The organism is Paenibacillus sp. FSL R5-0345, assembly GCF_000758585.1.
In the GTDB taxonomy this organism is placed as follows: Bacteria; Bacillota; Bacilli; order Paenibacillales; family Paenibacillaceae; genus Paenibacillus_AQ.
The window spans coordinates 5,906,980-5,926,501 of record NZ_CP009281.1; the positions used below are offsets into that span (position 1 = coordinate 5,906,980).

General features: G+C 45.4%; 13 protein-coding genes. 2 read left to right on the forward strand and 11 right to left on the reverse strand.

Annotated elements, in window-relative coordinates; genetic code table 11:
• Positions 1–126: 126 nt before the first annotated feature.
• From R50345_RS26025 to xylA, 8 genes are all read right to left on the reverse strand, one after another.
• Positions 127–2,499: a glycoside hydrolase family 95 protein gene (locus R50345_RS26025; protein WP_156114874.1), complete on the reverse strand. Its 2,373-nt coding sequence runs from the start codon at positions 2,497–2,499 to the stop codon at positions 127–129.
• Positions 2,500–2,614: 115 nt separating this feature from the next.
• Positions 2,615–4,372, reverse strand: coding sequence for an ABC transporter substrate-binding protein (locus R50345_RS26030; protein ID WP_042131062.1), 1,758 nt, complete (start codon positions 4,370–4,372; stop codon positions 2,615–2,617).
• Positions 4,373–4,523: 151 nt separating this feature from the next.
• Complete coding sequence (locus R50345_RS26035) at positions 4,524–5,429, reverse strand: carbohydrate ABC transporter permease (protein WP_042131063.1); 906 nt, start codon at positions 5,427–5,429, stop codon at positions 4,524–4,526.
• A gap of 65 nt (positions 5,430–5,494) precedes the next feature.
• Positions 5,495–6,430 carry an ABC transporter permease gene (locus tag R50345_RS26040; RefSeq protein ID WP_231574304.1) on the reverse strand — a complete coding sequence of 312 codons (936 nt, stop codon included), beginning with the start codon at positions 6,428–6,430 and terminating at the stop codon, positions 5,495–5,497.
• Positions 6,431–7,073: 643 nt separating this feature from the next.
• Positions 7,074–8,618 carry a response regulator transcription factor gene (locus R50345_RS26045; RefSeq protein ID WP_042131065.1) on the reverse strand — a complete coding sequence of 515 codons (1,545 nt, stop codon included), beginning with the start codon at positions 8,616–8,618 and terminating at the stop codon, positions 7,074–7,076.
• Positions 8,615–10,402 carry a sensor histidine kinase gene (locus R50345_RS26050; protein WP_042131066.1) on the reverse strand — a complete coding sequence of 596 codons (1,788 nt, stop codon included), beginning with the start codon at positions 10,400–10,402 and terminating at the stop codon, positions 8,615–8,617. Before R50345_RS26050 ends, R50345_RS26045 begins: the two co-directional genes overlap by 4 nt.
• Before the next feature lie 250 nt (positions 10,403–10,652).
• Positions 10,653–12,149 carry a xylulokinase gene (gene xylB / locus R50345_RS26055; protein WP_042131067.1) on the reverse strand — a complete coding sequence of 499 codons (1,497 nt, stop codon included), beginning with the start codon at positions 12,147–12,149 and terminating at the stop codon, positions 10,653–10,655.
• Between the two features lie 337 nt (positions 12,150–12,486).
• On the reverse strand, positions 12,487–13,803 hold the full coding sequence (gene xylA, locus R50345_RS26060) for a xylose isomerase (RefSeq protein ID WP_042131068.1): 1,317 nt from the start codon (positions 13,801–13,803) through the stop codon (positions 12,487–12,489).
• Positions 13,804–14,180: 377 nt separating this feature from the next.
• On the opposite strand from xylA, the gene R50345_RS26065 reads away from it, so the two are divergent.
• Entirely contained in the window at positions 14,181–15,341 is a 1,161-nt protein-coding gene (locus R50345_RS26065) for an ROK family transcriptional regulator (protein ID WP_042131069.1), read from the forward strand.
• Positions 15,342–15,542: 201 nt separating this feature from the next.
• Positions 15,543–15,743 carry a hypothetical protein gene (locus tag R50345_RS26070; protein WP_042131070.1) on the forward strand — a complete coding sequence of 67 codons (201 nt, stop codon included), beginning with the start codon at positions 15,543–15,545 and terminating at the stop codon, positions 15,741–15,743.
• A 142-nt stretch (positions 15,744–15,885) separates the two neighbouring features.
• On the opposite strand, the gene R50345_RS26075 is transcribed toward R50345_RS26070, so the two are convergent.
• The 3 genes from R50345_RS26075 to R50345_RS26085 form a co-directional block, all read right to left on the reverse strand.
• The gene (locus R50345_RS26075) at positions 15,886–16,119 is read right to left on the reverse strand and encodes a glutaredoxin family protein (protein ID WP_042131071.1); all 234 of its coding nucleotides are present in this window, start codon (positions 16,117–16,119) and stop codon (positions 15,886–15,888) included.
• Between the two features lie 72 nt (positions 16,120–16,191).
• Positions 16,192–17,133, reverse strand: coding sequence for a thioredoxin-disulfide reductase (gene trxB, locus R50345_RS26080; RefSeq protein WP_042131072.1), 942 nt, complete (start codon positions 17,131–17,133; stop codon positions 16,192–16,194).
• 156 nt (positions 17,134–17,289) lie between these two features.
• The gene (locus R50345_RS26085; RefSeq protein WP_081954195.1) at positions 17,290–19,254 is read right to left on the reverse strand and encodes a heavy metal translocating P-type ATPase; all 1,965 of its coding nucleotides are present in this window, start codon (positions 19,252–19,254) and stop codon (positions 17,290–17,292) included.
• Positions 19,255–19,522 lie beyond the last annotated feature (268 nt).

A 19,522-nucleotide genomic window follows, 5' to 3' on the forward strand; every position in this document is an offset into this window, starting at 1 on the left:
TCCGGCTCCTATAGACTTATAATGAACCCTACCATTTAATAGATAATGAGCGTTTAGGTAAAAAAAGACTGCTCCCTGTAGAATAATTCTACTCTGAGAACAGCCTATATGCTAGAAAGATATGTTTTATTCGCTTTGCGGTGTAATAATATAGCTCTCTCCTATTACGGTTTCAAATTCCATTTCTAGCCCTACTTGTGAACCATCAGAACTTTGAATGAGCAAAGGCTGATGACTATAAATCCTGCACAGTTGTCCATGAGTCGAGGTCAGTTCTGCCTTCGTTAAGCGCCCCTCACGCCATTCTATATTTGTGATAAAGCCGCCTCGGGCTACCAACCCTTTCACACTACCGTCAGACCATCCTTCTGGAAGAGCAGGCAATAATTCAAGCCCTTCCTGATGACTCTGCAAGAGCATCTCAGCAATCCCGGCTGTAGTTCCGAAGTTACCGTCAATCTGAAATGGAGGGTGATTACCGAATAAATTGGGCAGACTTGAATCTTGCAAAATACGACGTAAACAGCTATACGCACTCTCTCCATCCTTCAAACGCGCATACAGATTAAGTAGCCAGGCTGCACTCCATCCCGTGTGTCCTCCTCCACCTTCTAAGCGCTTCTTAAGCGATAACGATGCGGCCTCCGCTAGCTCCGGTGTGGAGGAAGGACTAATTACATTCCCGGGATATAAATCATACAAATGAGAGACATGGCGATGCCCAGGCTCTTGTTCAGCAAAATCCTCATTCCATTCACGAATACGTCCGTCCGGTGCAATCCCCGGGTGGGCAAGCAGCTTTTGCTTCTGCAAGAGCTCTTGACGCAGTTCATCATCGGTATTCAAAACCTCAGCAGCCTGAATACAGTGTTTAAACAATTCAGCGATGAGCGATAAATCCATGGCTGAGCCAGCCGAGACACTGCATGGCGTGCCGTCAGCAGTCAAGAATACATTTTCCGGTGAGGTAGACAGACCCGTTGTCCATCTTCCATCAGGTAGCTCTACCAGCCAATCCAGACAAAATAACGCGGCTCCCTTTAACAAAGGATAAGCTGTGTTGCGCAAATATTCCTTATCTGGACGAAAAGCATAACGCTCCCATAGATGGCGAGAGAGCCAAACACCCCCCAATGGCCAAAATGCCCACATCGCCTTGCCGTCTGACGGAGACGTCATACGCCATAAATCTGTATTATGATGCACCGTCCAGCCACGTGCGCCATAATGAATATTTGCTGTACGGCTGCCAGCCACACTAAGCTCCGTAATAAAATCAATTAAGGGTTCATGGCATTCACCCAAACCACATAATTCGGCTGGCCAATAATTCATTTCAGTGTTTATATTGGTCGTATAATTGCTGTTCCATGGCGGCTGGAGATAGGGATTCCAAATCCCTTGCAGATTCAGAGCTTGCGTCCCAGGCCGTGAGCCAGCAATCATCAGGTAGCGGCCATACTGGAACAGCAGCGCTTCTAGCGCAGAATCTGCTTGACCTTCGCGGTACCGTGTCAGTCGCTCATCCGTGGGAAGCTCTATTTCGGAGGAAACTGGTGCAAGTGTTAACTCCACGCGCCGGAATAAAGACTGATGGTCCTCCAGATGGCGCTGCTTCAGCTCTGCATATTCAGTAGAGGATATAGCCAGTTGTTCTAGGCACAACTCCGAAGGCAGCTTACCGCCGCTTCCTGGCTTCCGGTCATACCCGGCAAAATCGGTTGCTGCAGCCAGACGGATGGTAATGGAGCGAGCGCCAGAAATCGACAGCTTGTCGTTCTCCGCTACACAACCTCCACCTACCGTCTGGATCTCCATAACAGCAGCAAAACTTATACCAAGCCCCTCTTCATATAATACGGCGCGCGGATGATCCCCTACATAGTTATCAGCCACATGTGACGGAGCATGGCCGGTCATCATCAGCGCACCATTCGGAGTAATCTCCGAGCGAGAAGGATGGGGTGAGGTCAAATCCACCCAAAAATCCGGTAAAACCTCCACACCCTCACTCCCCACAGCAAGGATATGAATGGCTATAAGCTCATCCGGCCTGCTAGCCAACACTTCGCGCACAATCCTTACATCCCCAGCAGTATAGGATACCGTAGCAATCCCTTGATCCAAATCAAGCTCCCTCTGATAACCCTCTACAGGACCAGCAAGATTGAACTTCATTCGCAAATCCCCGAGCGGTTGATAGGATTCGGTCCGTCTGCCTAGCATCTTAGCATCCACCAGCGCTTCCGCTTCCTTGTATTTCCCCTCTGCCACTAACTGTTTGGCCGGAGCCAAATGACGCAACACCTCATAATTAGCTGTATCCCGCGGAAAGCCCGACCATAAGGTGTCTTCATTGAGTTGAATTAGTTCTTCTTCCGTTCCTCCAAAGATCATACCGCCCAAACGCCCATTACCCACGGGCAGTGCCTCTTCCCATACCGCCGCCGGCTGCTTATACCAGAGCTCATTCCGTCCAGTGCTTTTGCTCTCTCCCACGTATATTCCTCCTATCCTGTAATTACAGATGAAAAGAAATCGGCGGGAAGCCCGGACTTTCGTTCGGACTTCCCGCCATCTTCATGCTTTTATTGTATTAGCCGTGATTCAGCAATTAATCATTCCAAAGTTTCACGCGTTGTTTAACCAGCTCTTCACGTAAATCTTCGGCTTTTGTTACACCAGCTTTATCAAGCTCAGCCATGTAGGCATCCCAAACTTTATCGAAATCAGCCGGTTTGGATAAGATTGCTTCTGGAATTCGTTTCCATGTGATATCTTTCAGCTTGTTGTCGAGAACGACAATTTCGCTATCGCCAGGAATCGTGATATTCCATGCCGCACCCCATGGTTTAACTTTGAAATCATCTTCACTTGGGAAAAGGTCTTTCCAAGTTGTTGCATTATAAGCAGCAAGTGTTTCTTTTTCAACTGCGTTGTAACCTACAGTTACTTGCTCTGGGAAGCGAGTTGTATAGTAGTTTCCAGTTGGGTCCAATACACCGTCGCCATAGTGAGCGCTAAGCAATGCGTAGTTTGATCCGACATTGCCAAGTCCTGTTTCTTTTTGGAAATTGGTAGTGTCATTATATTTACGGTTGTTTACATCTTCAGGAATGACGCGTTTGCCATCTACAACGTTGTAGTGCTTGCCTTCAATACCCCAGTTAACCAATACTTGACCTTCGTCGGAAGCGAGGTAGTCCAGGAATTTAATCGCACGAACTGGATCTTTAGCATCTACGCTGATCCCAATACCGTTACCACCCATGAAGCCTGTAGGCCAGAAGGAAGTTTCTTTGTACTCCTCAGACAAGGTTACAGGATAGTGTCCATATCCTTGATCCAGCTTACCTTCAGCTTTCAATGCTCTTTCTCCATCGCCATAACCCCAGTCTTGGTCAATCAGACCAATAACACGGCCGGTAGCGATTTTTGCTTTGTACTGGTCATACTTTTGAACGAAGCTTTCCGGATCAAGTAATCCGATATCGTTCATATGGTTGAGCCAGCGGAAATATTCCTTCTCAGCAGGACGACGGAAGTGATACGTTACTTCTTGTGTGTCGATATCAATGGCATATTCACCATCGTCAGGGGAGCCTGTTGTAGTGAAAGCCGGGTTAGTTACTGTAATGTACATGTACCAATCATCTGCATTCAGCGTCAGACCGATGTTTTTATTACCATTTTCATCCGTTGGATGTTTTTCCAGGTAAGCTTTGATTACGTTCTCATAATCTTGAACCGTTTTGATTGCAGGATAGCCAGCTTCTTTAACCGCACGGTGCTGTAGTTCAAATCCGCCGCCAGCATCAAAATATTTGTTATCCACACCTGCATAGGTAGGGATAGCATAGATCGCATGATCATCGTCACTGTAACGTGAGCGTTTCAGGCCTTCTTCGCCCAATACTTTTTTGATGTTCGGTGCATATTTATCAATCAGGTCTGTCAGATCGAGCATTGCTCCTGCATCTACCAGCTTACTAACGTCAGTCTTGGCACTGATCAGATCCGGATAATCACCGCTCGCTGCGATTAGTGCTACTTTTTGAGCAGGGTCACCCACCGCGTATTCAGCATTTAAGGTTACTCCTGTTTTTTCTGTAATTACTTTACCTACTTCATCTTGCATACCTGTCCAGTTCGGGTTAGGGTCAGCACTGAAGAAAGTCATCGTGAGCGGAGAAGTATCCTCAACCGCATTGGCCGAATTAGCCGTATTCTCCTTATTAGTTGCATTTCCTGCCGCATCTCCAGCTGCATTATTGCCGTTGTTACCACCGCAGCCTGCGAGCATGCCAAGCATCATAATAGAAGTGAGTGTAAGTGCAGTTGCCTTAGCTTTTATTTTTCTATTATTCCCCATTAAATAAACCCTCCTTAAAATTGTTTATCTATCGTATCACAGGTGAATTCCTGTTAATACTCGTCCCAGCTTTCCAAAAGGAAAAGAAAACGGATACAAAATACTCTTAAAACTTAGGGGAGACTAAGCTCCCCTGTAACTGAAATTGCGATTAGCTCTTCACAGCGCCAAGTGTCATACCTTGAACAAAGTACTTCTGAATGAACGGATACACCAGCAAGATTGGCACGGTTACGACAATCGTAATCGCCATTTTAATAGACTCTGGCGAGACCTGATTAGAAGCTAATGAAGCAATGTTGGAGCGGTAATCGCCTCCGTTACCACTAGTTGTACTCTGTAGAACCTTCATCAGTTCATATTGTAGTGTTGTCAGATGAGGGCTCGAGCCATTATACAAATACGTATCAAACCATGCATTCCATTGACCCACTGCTAGGAACAGCGCGATTGTTGCTAGCGCCGGCTTCATCAGCGGAAGGATAACACGCCAGTAGATGGTAAAGTCATTAGCTCCATCTAGCTTCGCCGATTCTTGCAGTGCATACGGCAGGCCGTCAATGAAGGAGCGGATGACGAAGACGTTAAAGGCACTAACCAGTCCAGGTAATACATAGACTGCAAAGCTATTCATCATATGGAGATCCTTGATCAGCATGTATATTGGAATCATTCCTCCAGAGATATACATGGTCATCGCCAAGAATGTGGAGACGAACTTGCGGCCTGCAAAGTCAGGGCGACTGATCGTGAATGCTAGCATTGAGGCACTAATCAGTCCGAACAACGTACCAACGACTGTCCGCAAAGCGGATATTTTGAACCCGGTAATCAGTCCTGAGAAACTGAAGATTTTCAAGTAATTGTCCCAGGTAAATTCCCGAGGATAAATGGTGATACCGCCGCGCACACTATCCACTGAATCATTCAGCGAGATCGCAAGCACGTTCAAAAACGGGTAGATCGTGATTACAACCACGAACAGGATTACAAAGTAAACAATGAAGTCAAAGATCCGGTCTGACCACGACTTTCCGGTGATAGCTGTGTTTCCCACTGTAACGCTCTCCTTTCAAGAAAAGGGCAATTTTGCTGCCACGATTGTTAGAAGGGCCCTCTGTATTACAGAAGGCTCTCTTTAGTTGTACGTTTGAAGATTCCATTAATCGTAAACAGCAGGATTACACTGATCACTGAGTTGAATATATTGATCGCGGTACCGTAGGAATATCTCGCCATGCCTAGTCCATATTTCAGAGAATACAGATCCAACACTTGAGAATAGTCGGTAACGAGGTTATTTCCAAGCAAGAATTGCTTCTCAAAGCCGATATTTAGCAAATTACCGATCGACATAATGAGTAGCACTGTAATCGTCGGGCGGATACCAGGAAGAGTAATATGCCATACCTGGCGGAGCCTGCTGGCACCGTCCACTCGAGCCGCTTCGTACAGTTCAGGTCCAATACCCGAGATGGCCGCAAGGTAGATGATCGCATTCCATCCGGTTTCTTTCCAAACATCAGATAATGTAACGATTCCCCAGAAGAGATGGCCCTGAGCCATGAACTGGATTGGCGAGTCTATAAATCCAATTGTTAACAAGAGATCGTTTACAAGACCATTTTCGCTAGATAACATTTTAGTTACAATTCCCGCTGCAACCACCCATGATACAAAGTGAGGCAAATACGAGACGGTCTGAGCAAATCGTTTAAAAAATCCAAGACGCAATTCATTGAGCAATATTGCAAATGTTATCGGAAAGATAAAACCTGCGATGAGGCCCATTCCGCTCATCGCCAGCGTGTTCCGTAGTGCCAGTAGGAATTGCGAATCGCTAAACAGTGTCTTAAAATGTTCGAAGCCTACCCATTCTTGTTCAAAAAAGCCGCGTGCGGGCTTGTACTTTTGAAACGCCATCGTCCAGCCCCATAATGGGAGATAACTGAAGACGAATGCCCAGATCACAAAGGGTATCGACATCATCCACAAATACTTTTGATTCTTAAAGCTTCTCCAAAACCGTCCTCCTGAAGCAGGCTTTTTGTTGCGCATTCGGGTGTCCGGCGGGATTTGAGCAGTTACTGTGTCCGCTTTCATAAAGCCCCTCCTCTCTATGTCATCATTCTAAATCTTTGTAAGCGATTGCAGTACCCTATAAATTCGACTTAAAATCAGGTGAAAATTAGAGATTTTTGTCCAGGGTGAATTCTCATTTCGGCTCATCGACACAGGGGGGGCTAATGCTGCTGACGTCTGCATTATTCTTTGGATTGAACTCCTAAAAACACTTTGCTTGCTGGATATTAGTCACTACGAGGAATATTTGAACTTCCGATCGCTGTTAATCCTCAGATTTCCTGATTTGAACCGCTTCTCGCAGTAGAAATCCGAGGATAGCATATGCTTTCGAAGCGAGCTTTTCTACGAAAAGCTTTCGGGCGAACGCTCCGCTTCTACAGTTCCAAATATTCCTCTTCGCTCCTTTACCAGCAGATGTTTAGAACCCTGATTCTAAAGAAAATGCATTAGCCTCCCACCCGCATAAGCTTAAGCAGGTGTCTATTTAACTACATTAATACTTCACCACGTACAATTGGTGGGAGTAGGGAAAACAAAAAAAAGACCCGTGGACTGAAGTTCAGAAAACCGCCTGAACTCAGCCACGGGTATAACAGACAAGAACACCACACCAACCTTAAATGCTTTTACGATAAGAAGTTGGTGAGATTCCTACATATTTACGGAACTTAGCGTTGAAATAATCGGGGTTCATATACCCTACCTTCTCGGCTACCTCATATACTTTCATTCCTTGCGTCAGAAACTCTTTCGCCTTCTCAATCCGCACTTTGTCCACGTACGTATTAAAGTATTCTCCTGTGGTGTTCTTAAACATCTTACCTAGATAAGCGCTGTTGTAGCAGAATAATTCGGATAAGGTCTCCAGCTTTAGGTTCTCATTGTAGCGGCGGTTGATGATCTCCGTGATCTTCTTAATTTCATTTCCGCGCCCACTAGTCATCTGACCCGCAATTTCTTCGAGAAATGAGACAGCCTGATCCTGCAAATCGGACAAATAATAACTTTGATAGAGCTCCCCTATTGGTGGGGAGTGCTCTGCTGCATAGGTACGAATTTCCGGATACGTAGGCTCTAGACGGGCCAACACAGTACTAAGAAGTCTAACAAACGTCTCCTTAATTCGTAATTCGTCACTGCCCGCGGCTATAAGCTCAGCACAGATGGTCTGCACGATCGGTCGAATCGCGCTCAGACTTCCGGTTTCTACTGCAAGCAGCAGACGACTCTCCGTCTCCGGATCATCCTCCGTCTTCTCCTTCAACTCCATCAGAAGTCCTGAAGGATCTGTATTGATGAGGATCTCCTTCTTGAAGAAGAATGCGCGTCTAAGCAACTCCCGTGCTACATTCAATGATTCTCCCGCCATTTCAGGCCGAGACACCACTCCCCCCGCTGCTGCAATGAAGTCGTATCCCTTTCGTTCTATCGTTGCAGATAATCCCTTGTATAATTCTTCTCGCTTGCTCGCCCTTTGATCCGGATCCTTCATAAGAATGCCCAAATACTGTGACAACGTAAAGAATGAAGCATTAGGATCATTATTAAACTGCTGTTCCATCACTGTTTTGATTCCCCGGAGATCCTCATCATTTACACCAGCTGTTTTTCTTAGCTCAATGAGAATAACTTCGTAGTTTCCCTGTTCCAGTCCTAGTGCATCCACATGTCTACTAAGGTCTTCCATCTCCAGTTCTTCCTCTGAAGTTGGCTGCAGTAGCGCCCGAAGTAAAGTTTCCCTGTTACGAGCGGGCTCCTCCTCATTCCAGTCACTGAACCGCTGCTCCTGATCGATGGTTTCATGCAGCTGTTCCAGACATACGATCATCTCATCTTCATCGACTGGCTTCAGTAAATAACCGTCAATCCGATAACCAATCGCTCGCTTTGCATATTCAAAATCTGCATGTCCACTCAAAATGAGCACATGACTTTCGGAGCCCTCTTTGCGAAGCTCACTAATCATTTCCAAACCATCCATACCAGGCATACGAATATCAGCAACTATTAACTCTGGATAGAAGGTATGATACTTTTCAAGCGCTTGCAAACCATTAGCTGCTGTAGCTACCACCGTATAACCAAGCTTCTCCCATGGGATCAGACTTCGTAGTCCTTCCCGCAGCTTCGGCTCATCATCGACAATCATCACTTTTATCATAGATTGTTGTCCTCCATTGGTATGCAGAAGAAAATAACCGTTCCTACATTAGGTCTACTCTCAATAGTTAGCCCATATTCTGCACCGTATGATAGTTTTAGCCGGTCGTGGACATTACGAAGTCCAATTCGCTCACCTTCACGCTCTTCCTGGTGCTCAAGCGTTTTCAGTAATTTCTCCAGCTTAATTGGAGATATCCCTACTCCGTTATCTGTAATCGTAAATTTAGCGTGATCCCCAACTTGTACAACTTCCACCGTCACAAATGCTCCTTCCATCTTATTATCCAGTCCGTGGATTACTGCGTTCTCAACAAGTGGCTGAATAAGGAGTGGGGGCATATAAAGAGATTCAACGGCAGGGTCTACAGTAAATTGATATTTCAACCTCTCCTCATAACGGAATTGCTGAATATCTAAGTAACAACGTACCACTTCTAATTCCTGACTAAGCAAGATCTTACTTCGGCCTGCCTCTAGATTACTGCGCATCAATTTACCTAGCAGACGTACCACACGAGCAATTTCCACTTGCCCCTTCATGTGAGCCTCCATCCGAATTGCTTCCAGTGCATTGAACAAGAAATGCGGGTTGATCTGGCTTGCCAGCATTTTGAATCGTATATCATTTTGCTTTTGTTCCAACAGACTATTCTGAGCATTGGATTCCTGTACCTCATACATCAAATCATTAATGCTGCGTACCATGGAATTAAATTGACGAGCTAACAGGGCGATTTCATCCTTGCCATCAATCTTTAATGCCGTATCAAAATCCCCGGTACTGACTCGATTAATATGTCTGCTTAAATGCAGCAAGCGTCGTGAGAACAACGAGGAGAAGCTATATATTATTAAAAAGGCCAATAGAACACTTATCGCAACCACAGTAATCGAAAGCTTAATCACTTGATTGGGTTCTTTAACTATACTTTCTATAGAAAAAACAGAGATAATTCGTAGCGCATTTCGGCTGGCTTGCGGTTTAAGCTCCTCGATCACAATTTTGGAAGCTTCACCATCTACTACGGCTTCATAGCTCCCACTTCCCTGCCCCAGGAGCTTCGTATCAAAAGAAACATCCGCCAGCTTTTTGCCTGTCCGATCTTTCCGGTTCGCTGCAATGATATTGTCCTGATCATCGACAATCATGGTATCAAAAGATTCCTGGCTTAGAATGGATGCAAGCTGCTGACTGTTCACATTAATAACGAGTACACCTATTTTGCTGGAGCCCTCCAGCTCAATTTTGCGAACAAGACTTAAATAATTCCGCTTATCACGCTCATCTTCAATATATTCCCAACCGACAAGACTATCGTACCGCTGTGCTCTCTGATACCACTGGCTCTCCTTAATCTCAGATGAAGGATTGATCAGCTCCCAGTTGTTAAGCAGCGTAGCGTTGTCAGTGTACAAGCGAATGTTGGATATATCTTTATACAACCTTAGATACTCACGCATATCTGAATAATCGCGGTAAGCTTCCACGACATCATAAGTGCTAACATACTGACGTATGGCAAGTTTCTTCAACCGTGCGTCATTGCTCAAGCGATATGCGATATCTTGAGACACACCGATAACTTCTTCCGTTCTTTTCTTTACCCGATCTACGTTGATTGAAGCTTGCTCCAGTGCGCTCTGGAACGCCATGGTCCTCATCTCAAATGTAAGATAACCGCCTACCAGTAATACCGGAAGTAACGTGGTGAGTAAAAAAGCAAGCAACAGCTTATTGCGGATTTTGATGTCATTCAACAGCTTAACAATCCATTGGAACATGGCCTTCCGCCCCCCAAAACCTTCACTATCTCCTACAGCATCTAACTCTGCTCTGGAGATACCCCATACTTTACAGAAGAACAATAGGAACGGCAACCATTTCGAATACAGCCTATCCTCATATTCATAGACGAAATGGTCATAAAAAGGTCCTCCGCCATATGCGAAAGACCCTTTTCATCAGACATATCAAGCATAAACGCCTTTTGCATCCTTATAAGGATGGTAAGCGTTTAAATACAATGGCACTTTATTGGCGGTATGCAGCCAGCTTGTTATTCAGTTCACGAGTCTGACCGTAGACTTCCTGATAGAGGTTGAATAAACCGTCATAGATTGCCGCTTGCTTTGGATCTGGTGTATACACATCCGCAGGACGGATGAAGGCTTCTGCACATGCACTAAGGGATGCGAACCATCCGCTTCCATAAGCTGCCAACATCGCTGCTCCCATGGCCGGACCTTGCTCACTTTCAAGCTTCACGATGGATGCATTGAAAATATCTGCTTGCATCTGGAGCCATGCCTCATTTTTAGCCCCGCCGCCGATCGCAATGATTTCTGTAATTTCTTTGCCTGAATCACGTACAATCTCGATGGATTCACGTAACGAAAAGGTAATACCTTCTAGTACGGAACGTGTAAAATGAGTCAATGTATGCCCTGAATCCATACCAATAAAGCTTCCGCGAATATTCGCATCTGGATGTGGTGTACGTTCTCCTACTATATAAGGTGTAAAGAGCAGTCCGCCGCTACCCGCTGGAATGGAAGAGACTCCATTTAGCAATTCATCAAAGCTCTTGTCTGCCGCAAAGGTTTCTTTGAACCATGTAAGGCTATGACCCGCAGCTAGAGTAACACCCATGATATAGTAGGCATCCTTTTCACCATGGTTGAAGAAATGGACTTTACCTTCGAGATTTAAATCTTTGTTGCTCTCATAGGAAAGAACCACGCCAGATGTACCAATACTGCACATCGTCCGGCCTTCACCTAGAACCCCTGCTCCAAGTGCTCCACATGCATTATCCGCACCACCAGCAAATATCTTTGTTGATGATAAGAGACCAGATGCTTCAGCAATATCCGGCAATAACGTTCCTGTCTGTTCAAAGGACTCTACCAGTCTAGGACAAAGGGAAAGTGGAAGTTCAAAAGCTTCAGCAATTTCAGCACTCCACGTTTTAGAACCTACATCCAATAGAAGCGTTCCAGCAGCATCAGAATAATCCATCGCATAATCACCAGTCAACCGGAGACGCACATAATCTTTTGGTAAAAGGAACTGGTACGCTTGTGATAATACCTCTGGCTCATTCTCTTGCACCCATAGAATTTTAGGAAGCGTGAAGCCTTCTAACGCACGGTTTCTAGCGACCTCAATAAGCGTTGCTCCAAGCGTCTTCTCTATTCTTCTGCACTGTGCAGTAGTACGTGTATCATTCCAAAGAATGGCCGGACGAAGCACTTGACCTTCCTTATCCACTAGTACCAATCCGTGCATTTGCCCGGAGAAGCTAAGACCATCAACTTGCGATGGATCTATGCCCGATACTTCGATTAGGCGACGAAGGCTGACCAGCGTTCCTTTTACCCAGTCCTCTGGATTTTGTTCGCTCCAGTTCGGCTGTGGTCTGCTTAGCGGGTAGGATTCAGAATGCTCAAAAGCAACCTTGCCCTGTGGGTCCACTAGCACAGTCTTCACTGCGCTAGTGCCCAAATCTACACCTATAACGTATTTCATTTTTGACCTCCTAAAAGTTTTATGGAGCTTAGCTACTTGATTCTCTTCGCAATAAAACTTACTTCGTAAGCATCCTGCTTAGTTTTGTGAGCATAGGCTTCATTGAATTACTTCGAGCAAAACTTACTTCGTAAGCATCCACTTAGTTTTATGGAGCTTAGCTACTTGATTCTCTTCGCAATAAAACTTACTTCGTAAGCATCCTGCTTAGTTTTGTGAGCGTTTCTAGAATTTCTTTGTACAAAAAAGGAGCTGCCGAAGAATGCTCTCTTCAGCAACCCCCGTTGCATTTGTTCAAACTGGAATCAAAGCCTAAGCTTCAAGCTCCCTGTAAATCCTACTCAGCCAAAATGTATTGGTTAAGTGTAGCTCTCAAGTATTCTTGACGTCCGGATTGGTTAGGACGTGGGTTCTCATTGTTCAAAGCATATTCAGCCAAGGAAGCCAGTGTTGCTTTGCCGGATACGATATCCGCGCCAACACCTTCATTGAAGCTGCTGTAACGTTTTTCAACGAAATCTTCGAATACGCGATCTTCGATCAATTTAGCAGCTACTTTCAAGCCTTTTGCATAAGTATCCATACCAGCGATGTGTGCTAGGAACAAATCCTCAGGCTCGAAGGAAGGACGACGTACTTTAGAGTCAAAGTTGATACCGCCTTTGCCAAGGCCATCATTCTTGAGTACTTCATACAGTGTGAGTGTTGCATCGTAGATGTTAACTGGGAATTCATCCGTATCCCATCCGAGCAATGTATCACCTTGGTTAGCATCAAGCGATCCGAGCATACCATTGATACGAGCTACACGAAGCTCATGTTCAAAAGTATGACCAGCAAGTGTAGCATGGTTAGCTTCAAGGTTCAGCTTGAAGTGCTTGTCGAGGTTGTATTTTTGCAAGAATGAGATCGTTGTTGCTGCATCGAAATCATATTGATGTTTCGTAGGCTCTTTTGGTTTAGGCTCGATCAGGAATTGACCATCAAAGCCGATTTCCTTAGCGTAATCTACAGCCATGCTGAACAGACGAGCAATGTTATCTTGTTCAAGGCCCATATCTGTATTCAGCAACTCTTCGTAGCCTTCACGGCCACCCCAGAATACATAGTTGCTCGCGCCTAGACGTTTACCCACTTCCAGACCTTTCTTCACTTGTGCTGCTGCATGTGCGAATACATCAGCATTTGGAGTGGAGCCTGCACCGTGCATATAACGTGGGTTAGTGAACATATTAGCTGTATTCCACAGCAATTTCTTGCCGGAAGTCTTCATGCCTTGTTCAAGGATATCAACGATGGTGTCGATGTTGCTGTAGAATTCACGCAAAGATGCGCCTTCTGGTGCGATGTCCACATCATGGAAGCAGAAGTAAGGCAGGTCCATCTTATCCATAAATTCAAAAGCTGCTTCAGCGCGAGCCTTAGCTTTGTCCAGACCGTTCAATTTGTTCCAGCTACGAATAGCAGTTTCAGCGCCAAACGGATCGGAACCGCCAGCAGTTAATGTATGCCAATAAGCCATTGCAAATTTCAGATGTTCTTCCATAGTTTTGCCGGCTACGACTTCTTTAGGATTGTAGAATTTAAATGCAAAAGGGTTGGTGGAACGGCTTCCCTCGTAAGAGATTTTGTTCACTGTCTCAAAATAAGCCATTGTGTAATCCTCCTCAAATTGTACTTCGCCCGCAAGCGTTTACAGGATCATCTTAACACATCTTTCGGACTTTGTATATTGGTTAAACAAAGTTTTGTTTAAGTTTTTTTCGTCCATTTTTTGGAGCTCTGTCTAGCTTCCTCTCTCCGCTTCCCAATTATAGGAGATCTATCTTGGAAAATTTCCTCTAGACGCTATGTATTGCAATTTCCAGCACATCACTCTAGACTAAGTGGCATACAACAAATGGGAACTATGCCAAGCTAAAACGCCTTTAGCGTCCCTTTAAAGACGGTAAGCGTTTATGCGAGAATTATAAGGAGAAAGTATACCGTGAAGCTTATACTTTCTTATAATTTAAGAAGGATGTGTGATTTGTGAAGGTTACTGGAGACCAAGCGCTGGTCAAAAAAATAAATAAATCGATCGTACTACATACCATTCGAAGACACTCTCCACTCTCTCGCGCGAAGGTTTCAGAGATGACCGGATTGAATAAAGCTACTGTGTCCAATCTGGTAGCTGAGCTGTGCACGCAAGAATTGGTAACTGAAGTCGGACCTGGGGAATCAAGCGGCGGCCGTAAACCGTTAATGCTGCATTTCAACACAATGGCTGGCAGTGTAATTGGCATAGAACTGCGGGTAAAGCAGCTAACAGCAGTCTTATGTGATCTGAGTGGGGGCATTCTTTACGAAAGCGATTTCTCCTTAGACAATCATGATCTCCCTTACGTACTGGAACAAATGAAGAAGCTTATCTCCGGCTTGATTGTCAGCGCTCCTCAATCGCCTTATGGCATCGTCGGCATCGGAGTAGGCGTCCCCGGCATGGTGGATGAAAATGGTGTTGTACTCTTTGCTCCCAACCTTGGCTGGGAAATGGTCGACCTGCGGGCGATACTGGAAGCTGAATTTTCTGTCCCAGTCACCATTGATAACGAAGCGAACGCAGGCGCACAGGGAGAACTCAACTTTGGTGCGGCAAGAGAGGTAAGGCATCTGCTTTACATCAGTGCGGGATCAGGGATCGGATCAGGAATTATTATTGGTGGAGAGCTATACAAGGGTGCAAGAGGATATGCCGGTGAAACCGGACATATGACGATTGAAGCACAAGGCAAGCCTTGCAGTTGCGGCAGTCGTGGCTGCTGGGAGTTATATGCCTCTGAGAAAACCTATGATAATCCCGACCTCCCCCTACCTGCCCATACTACGCCAGAGCTGGTTCGTTATGCGGCTGGGGGACAAGAAGACGCCCTTCATCACTTCTCAACGATGGGCGAATATCTCGGTATCGGGGTGACAAATCTAATCAATAGCTTCAATCCAGAGCTTATTGTAATCGGTGGAGCATTGTCTGAGGCTGAAGAATGGCTTGGTGAGCCGCTGCGCCGGGTTGTAGCTGAACGTACTCTTCCTTACCACAAGCAGCAACTCGAAATCACATTCTCTAAGCTCGGCAGCCGTGGAACGATGATCGGTGCAGGTTTCTCTGCCGTTATGCAATTCCTAGGCGACATTCGAGTGACCCTATAATTATTAGTTTGATGGATCAATTGTGTTCATTCACTGAACATCTTTATAGGCAAAAATTCATAAGATAAATAATTGACGTAAAATTGACGCATTTGAGTGAATCAAAAGTGCAGTAAAAGGAACAGAAATCCTATATAATAAAGGCTAAGCTAGTGTGACATTTATCACTACAACCCCTTTTTTGAAATGGAGAGCGAGTCCATGACCTATGTTGATACGTCTGATATCTCGGCACAGATGTTCATCACTGTGTTGCTTTTTCTGCTCATTATTGCCCCTTTGATCAGCCTCGGTGTGCTCCGTTTTTTTCAAGCTAAAAAGAAATCAGGATTTATTCTTATTGGCAGCGGCGCTGCTGTATACGTACTATTTCAGATCATTACATCTTTCACTCAAACCTAACTCTACTTCTAGATCTACTTTCATAAAAATAGTCTGCGCACTAAAGCGTCAGACTATTTTTTGTATACTTAAAGATCATAAAAAAGACCGCCTCCTGATCGGAAACGGCCCCTTACAATGTCCTTGCGGAAATCTTATTTACTTAAACAGTCGCCAGTGCTTTGTCGAACTGAGTTTTGTTCATGCCCACAATTTTATGCTCACCGATAACAGTTACAGGAATAGCTCTCATTCCCATGTCCCATACTTGCTGCGCAAAATCATCATTCTGCTCGACGTTGCGTTCTTCGTAGGAAACGCCTTTTTCGCTAAGAAAGCTCTTAACCTGACGGCAATGCGGGCAATTTGTTGAGGTATATACAATAACCTTCTCCATGGTATGACCTCCTCCTATAAAAGATATACAGTGAAGATATCTAATGTAGCATTGAGTTTTTTTCAAACCAAATTATAGAATGACTGCACTGTGCTCCAAGCTTTCGATATATTTCTCAGCATCCATAGCTGCCATACATCCACTACCTGCTGCAGTAATCGCTTGTCTGTAACGAGTATCCTGCACATCACCACATGCGAACACGCCTGGGATATTGGTTTCGGAAGTGCCTGGGTTCGTCATGATATAGCCATCCGCATTGGTTGTGATCTGTCCACCTAAGAAAGAGGTGTTCGGGTGGTGACCAATCGCAACAAACACGCCGCTTGCTTCGATGATTTCTTCTTCTCCGGTCTCATTGTTAAGCACTTTTAGACCATTGACGCCTCTGTCGCTCGAAGTCACTTCCAGTGGAGTGCGATTTAGGTTCCAGTCTACTTTAACATTAGCACGAACGCGATCCTGCATGATCTTCGAAGCACGCAATTCTCCACGACGATGCACCAAAGTTACTTTGGAAGCAAAACGAGTCAAGAAGCCAGCTTCCTCAAGTGCGGAATCTCCGCCACCAACAACCACGATCTCTTTATTACGGAAGAAAAATCCGTCACAGGTAGCGCAGGTGCTTACACCGCGTCCCACATTATCTTGCTCCCCTGGGATACCGAGGTATTTTGCCGTAGCGCCTGTGGAAATGATCAATGTATCTGTAGTAAGAACGCCCATTCCTTCAACATTCAACTTAAAAGGACGCTCTCCAAGTTCTACACTGTTCACCCAGCCCGTACGGAACTCCGCACCAAAACGTTCAGCTTGTTTACGCATATTATCCATCAAGTCAGGACCCATAATGCCTTCAGGAAATCCAGGGAAATTCTCCACTTCTGTTGTAGTGGTCAATTGTCCACCGGGTTGGGGTCCTTCGATTACTAGTGGGTTCAAATTGGCACGAGCCAAATAAATAGCGGCGGTTAATCCTGCCGGTCCAGTTCCAACAATTATTGATTTATACATATCTATGTCCTCCTTGAGCTAGACGGCAATGACGTCGCTTCTTAATTAAAATAATTATAATGTAGTGTTAATTATGATAACTGAAAGCAAATATGTCAATATGCCAGACTCCCTCACCCCAAAACTATTTTGTGAACAATTTAATTTCGATAAATCTTATCGCAATAATCTTAGTCCATTAAGAATCACTAATATCGTACTGCCTTCATGACCTATTACGCCAAAAGGAAGTGCGATCCCTTGCACAAAGTTGCTGATCATAAGCACTGCAATCACAGACACAGCAAAAATCATATTTTGCTTCACAATACGCTGTGAACGACGCGCCAATGATATCGTTGAAGCGATCTCTTCTATATTATCATTCATAAGCACTACATCGGCTATTTCGAGTGCAGCGCCGCTCCCTTTCATGCCCATACCCATGCCTACGGTTGCTGTCGCCAAAGCAGGTGCGTCATTCACACCATCCCCTACCATAACAACGTGACCATACTTTTCACGAAGTGCCTTGATATGCTTCACTTTATCCTCCGGTAAAAGGTCAGCAAACACTAGATCTACCCCTGTTATAGCTGCAATGACCTGAGCCGTAGCGTCACGGTCACCCGTAAGCATTGCCACTTTAATCCCAAGCTCCTGTAGCTTCCGCACTGCGGCTTCTGCTTGTGGACGAACCGTATCCTGCAAAGCAATCATTCCGGCAATTTGCTCGCCGTCCAGAATGATGGAGACGGTCTTCCCTTCTTCAGCCAACTGCTGCCGCTTAAGTTTCCAATGCTCCAGTTCAGGATTCATAGCAGACTGAGCCAGCTCATCGAGCAAATTAGACTTCCCGATTCTCCAGAGATGTCCATCGATTTGACCTTCAATCCCCCAGCCTGTGATGGTTTTACTGTCTTCCACTCCCCGTAGCTCCAGGCCTTCCTCTTCCGCTTTACGCACAATCGCTTCCGCCAGTGGATGACGGGACATATTCTCAATGGATGCACTAACCGTTAGCAACTCTTGACGACTGTAGCCTTCTCCTGCAATAAAATCAGTTACTTGTGGAGTTCCTTCTGTAAGCGTCCCTGTCTTATCGAACGCCACAACCGTTGTGCGTGCCATATTTTCCAGATGGACCCCGCCTTTAAAAAGAACCCCTTTTCGCGCACTTTTGGAGATCGCCGACAGCATCGCTGGCATAATGGAGGAAACCAAGGCGCAAGGTGAAGCTACTACTAGAAACACCATCGCTTTATAGAAGGTTGCGCTCCAGCTCCAGTCCAGCAAAAATGGTGGAAGGAGAATCAGTGCCACGGTCGAGGCTACGACAACCCTTGCATAGATGGCTTCGAGTCTTTTTATAAAACGCTGCGAATTGGGAACTTCCGTTTCTGCCTCTTCTACCATTTTGATGATTTTGGCAAAAAGGGTGTTCTCAGCTGCTTTCGTTACTTCAATATAAAGGGGACCTTCTCCATTCACGGTGCCTGCAAAAACTTCGCTACCGACATATTTTTCAACGGGTACGGATTCTCCCGTAATGGAAGCCTGATCTACTGCCGACTCCCCCCGATATACCTTACCGTCTGCCGGAATCAAATCTCCCGGGCGTACAAGCAGCAGATCTCCGATCACCAGCTGGTCGATATGGACCTCATTCATACTTCCTTGTTCAATACGCATAGCCGTTGCCGGCTTGAGTGCCATCAGCGAGGAAATATCCTTTTTGCTGCGTTCCATCGTATAACTCTCTAAGGCTCCACTGAGTGCAAAAATGAAAATAAGCATGGCGCCTTCATTCCAGTACCCAATGGAAGCTGCACCTAGTGCGGCTGCAATCATTAATAGGTTCACATCGAGATCCCGTTCTTTGACGAGCGTTTCTACGCCTTCTTTTGCTTTATTCCAACCACCAATCGTATAAGAAATGACATAGAGTGCTATGGAAAGAATTTCTGACCATCCACCAACAGACCATGCTAAAAGCATAAGCAGTCCGCTGCCCAGAGCAGCCTGCATTTCGGAATTGCTAAGCATGGCACGCGGATCGAACCGGCGCTTTGGAGCGCCTGGCTTCTTCATACTGCCGGAAATAGATGATTGCTGAGGTAAATGTTTTGATGTTGCTTGCATAATAATCGCCGTCCTTTAAAGTTTTGTGTAGCGTTCCTTCTGTGACTCTTCTTCGCAACAAAACTTGCTTCGTAAGCATACGCTTTGTTTTGTGGAGCCTAACTTCAGCCAAGTGAGAATGAGAGCCATTATTAAGACCCCTAAAATGACACATGCTGCCCCGGCTTAGCCGGGACAGCATGATTGATAACTATAGGTAGTGAGAATGATAATCATTGTTGCGATAGTACAACTATATTTCCTTAGTGCAACTTATATTTTAATCATA

Coding starts and splice junctions, on each gene's coding strand:
- R50345_RS26030 (WP_042131062.1), bottom strand. CDS start 4,372: ATGGGGAATAATAGAAAAATAAAAGCTAAGGCAACTGCACTTACACTC.
- xylA (WP_042131068.1), bottom strand. CDS start 13,803: ATGGCTTATTTTGAGACAGTGAACAAAATCTCTTACGAGGGAAGCCGT.
- xylB (WP_042131067.1), bottom strand. CDS start 12,149: ATGAAATACGTTATAGGTGTAGATTTGGGCACTAGCGCAGTGAAGACT.
- R50345_RS26045 (WP_042131065.1), bottom strand. CDS start 8,618: ATGATAAAAGTGATGATTGTCGATGATGAGCCGAAGCTGCGGGAAGGA.
- R50345_RS26075 (WP_042131071.1), bottom strand. CDS start 16,119: ATGGAGAAGGTTATTGTATATACCTCAACAAATTGCCCGCATTGCCGT.
- trxB (WP_042131072.1), bottom strand. CDS start 17,133: ATGTATAAATCAATAATTGTTGGAACTGGACCGGCAGGATTAACCGCC.
- R50345_RS26085 (WP_081954195.1), bottom strand. CDS start 19,254: ATGCAAGCAACATCAAAACATTTACCTCAGCAATCATCTATTTCCGGC.
- R50345_RS26050 (WP_042131066.1), bottom strand. CDS start 10,402: ATGTTCCAATGGATTGTTAAGCTGTTGAATGACATCAAAATCCGCAAT.
- R50345_RS26040 (WP_231574304.1), bottom strand. CDS start 6,430: ATGCGCAACAAAAAGCCTGCTTCAGGAGGACGGTTTTGGAGAAGCTTT.
- R50345_RS26070 (WP_042131070.1), top strand. CDS start 15,543: ATGACCTATGTTGATACGTCTGATATCTCGGCACAGATGTTCATCACT.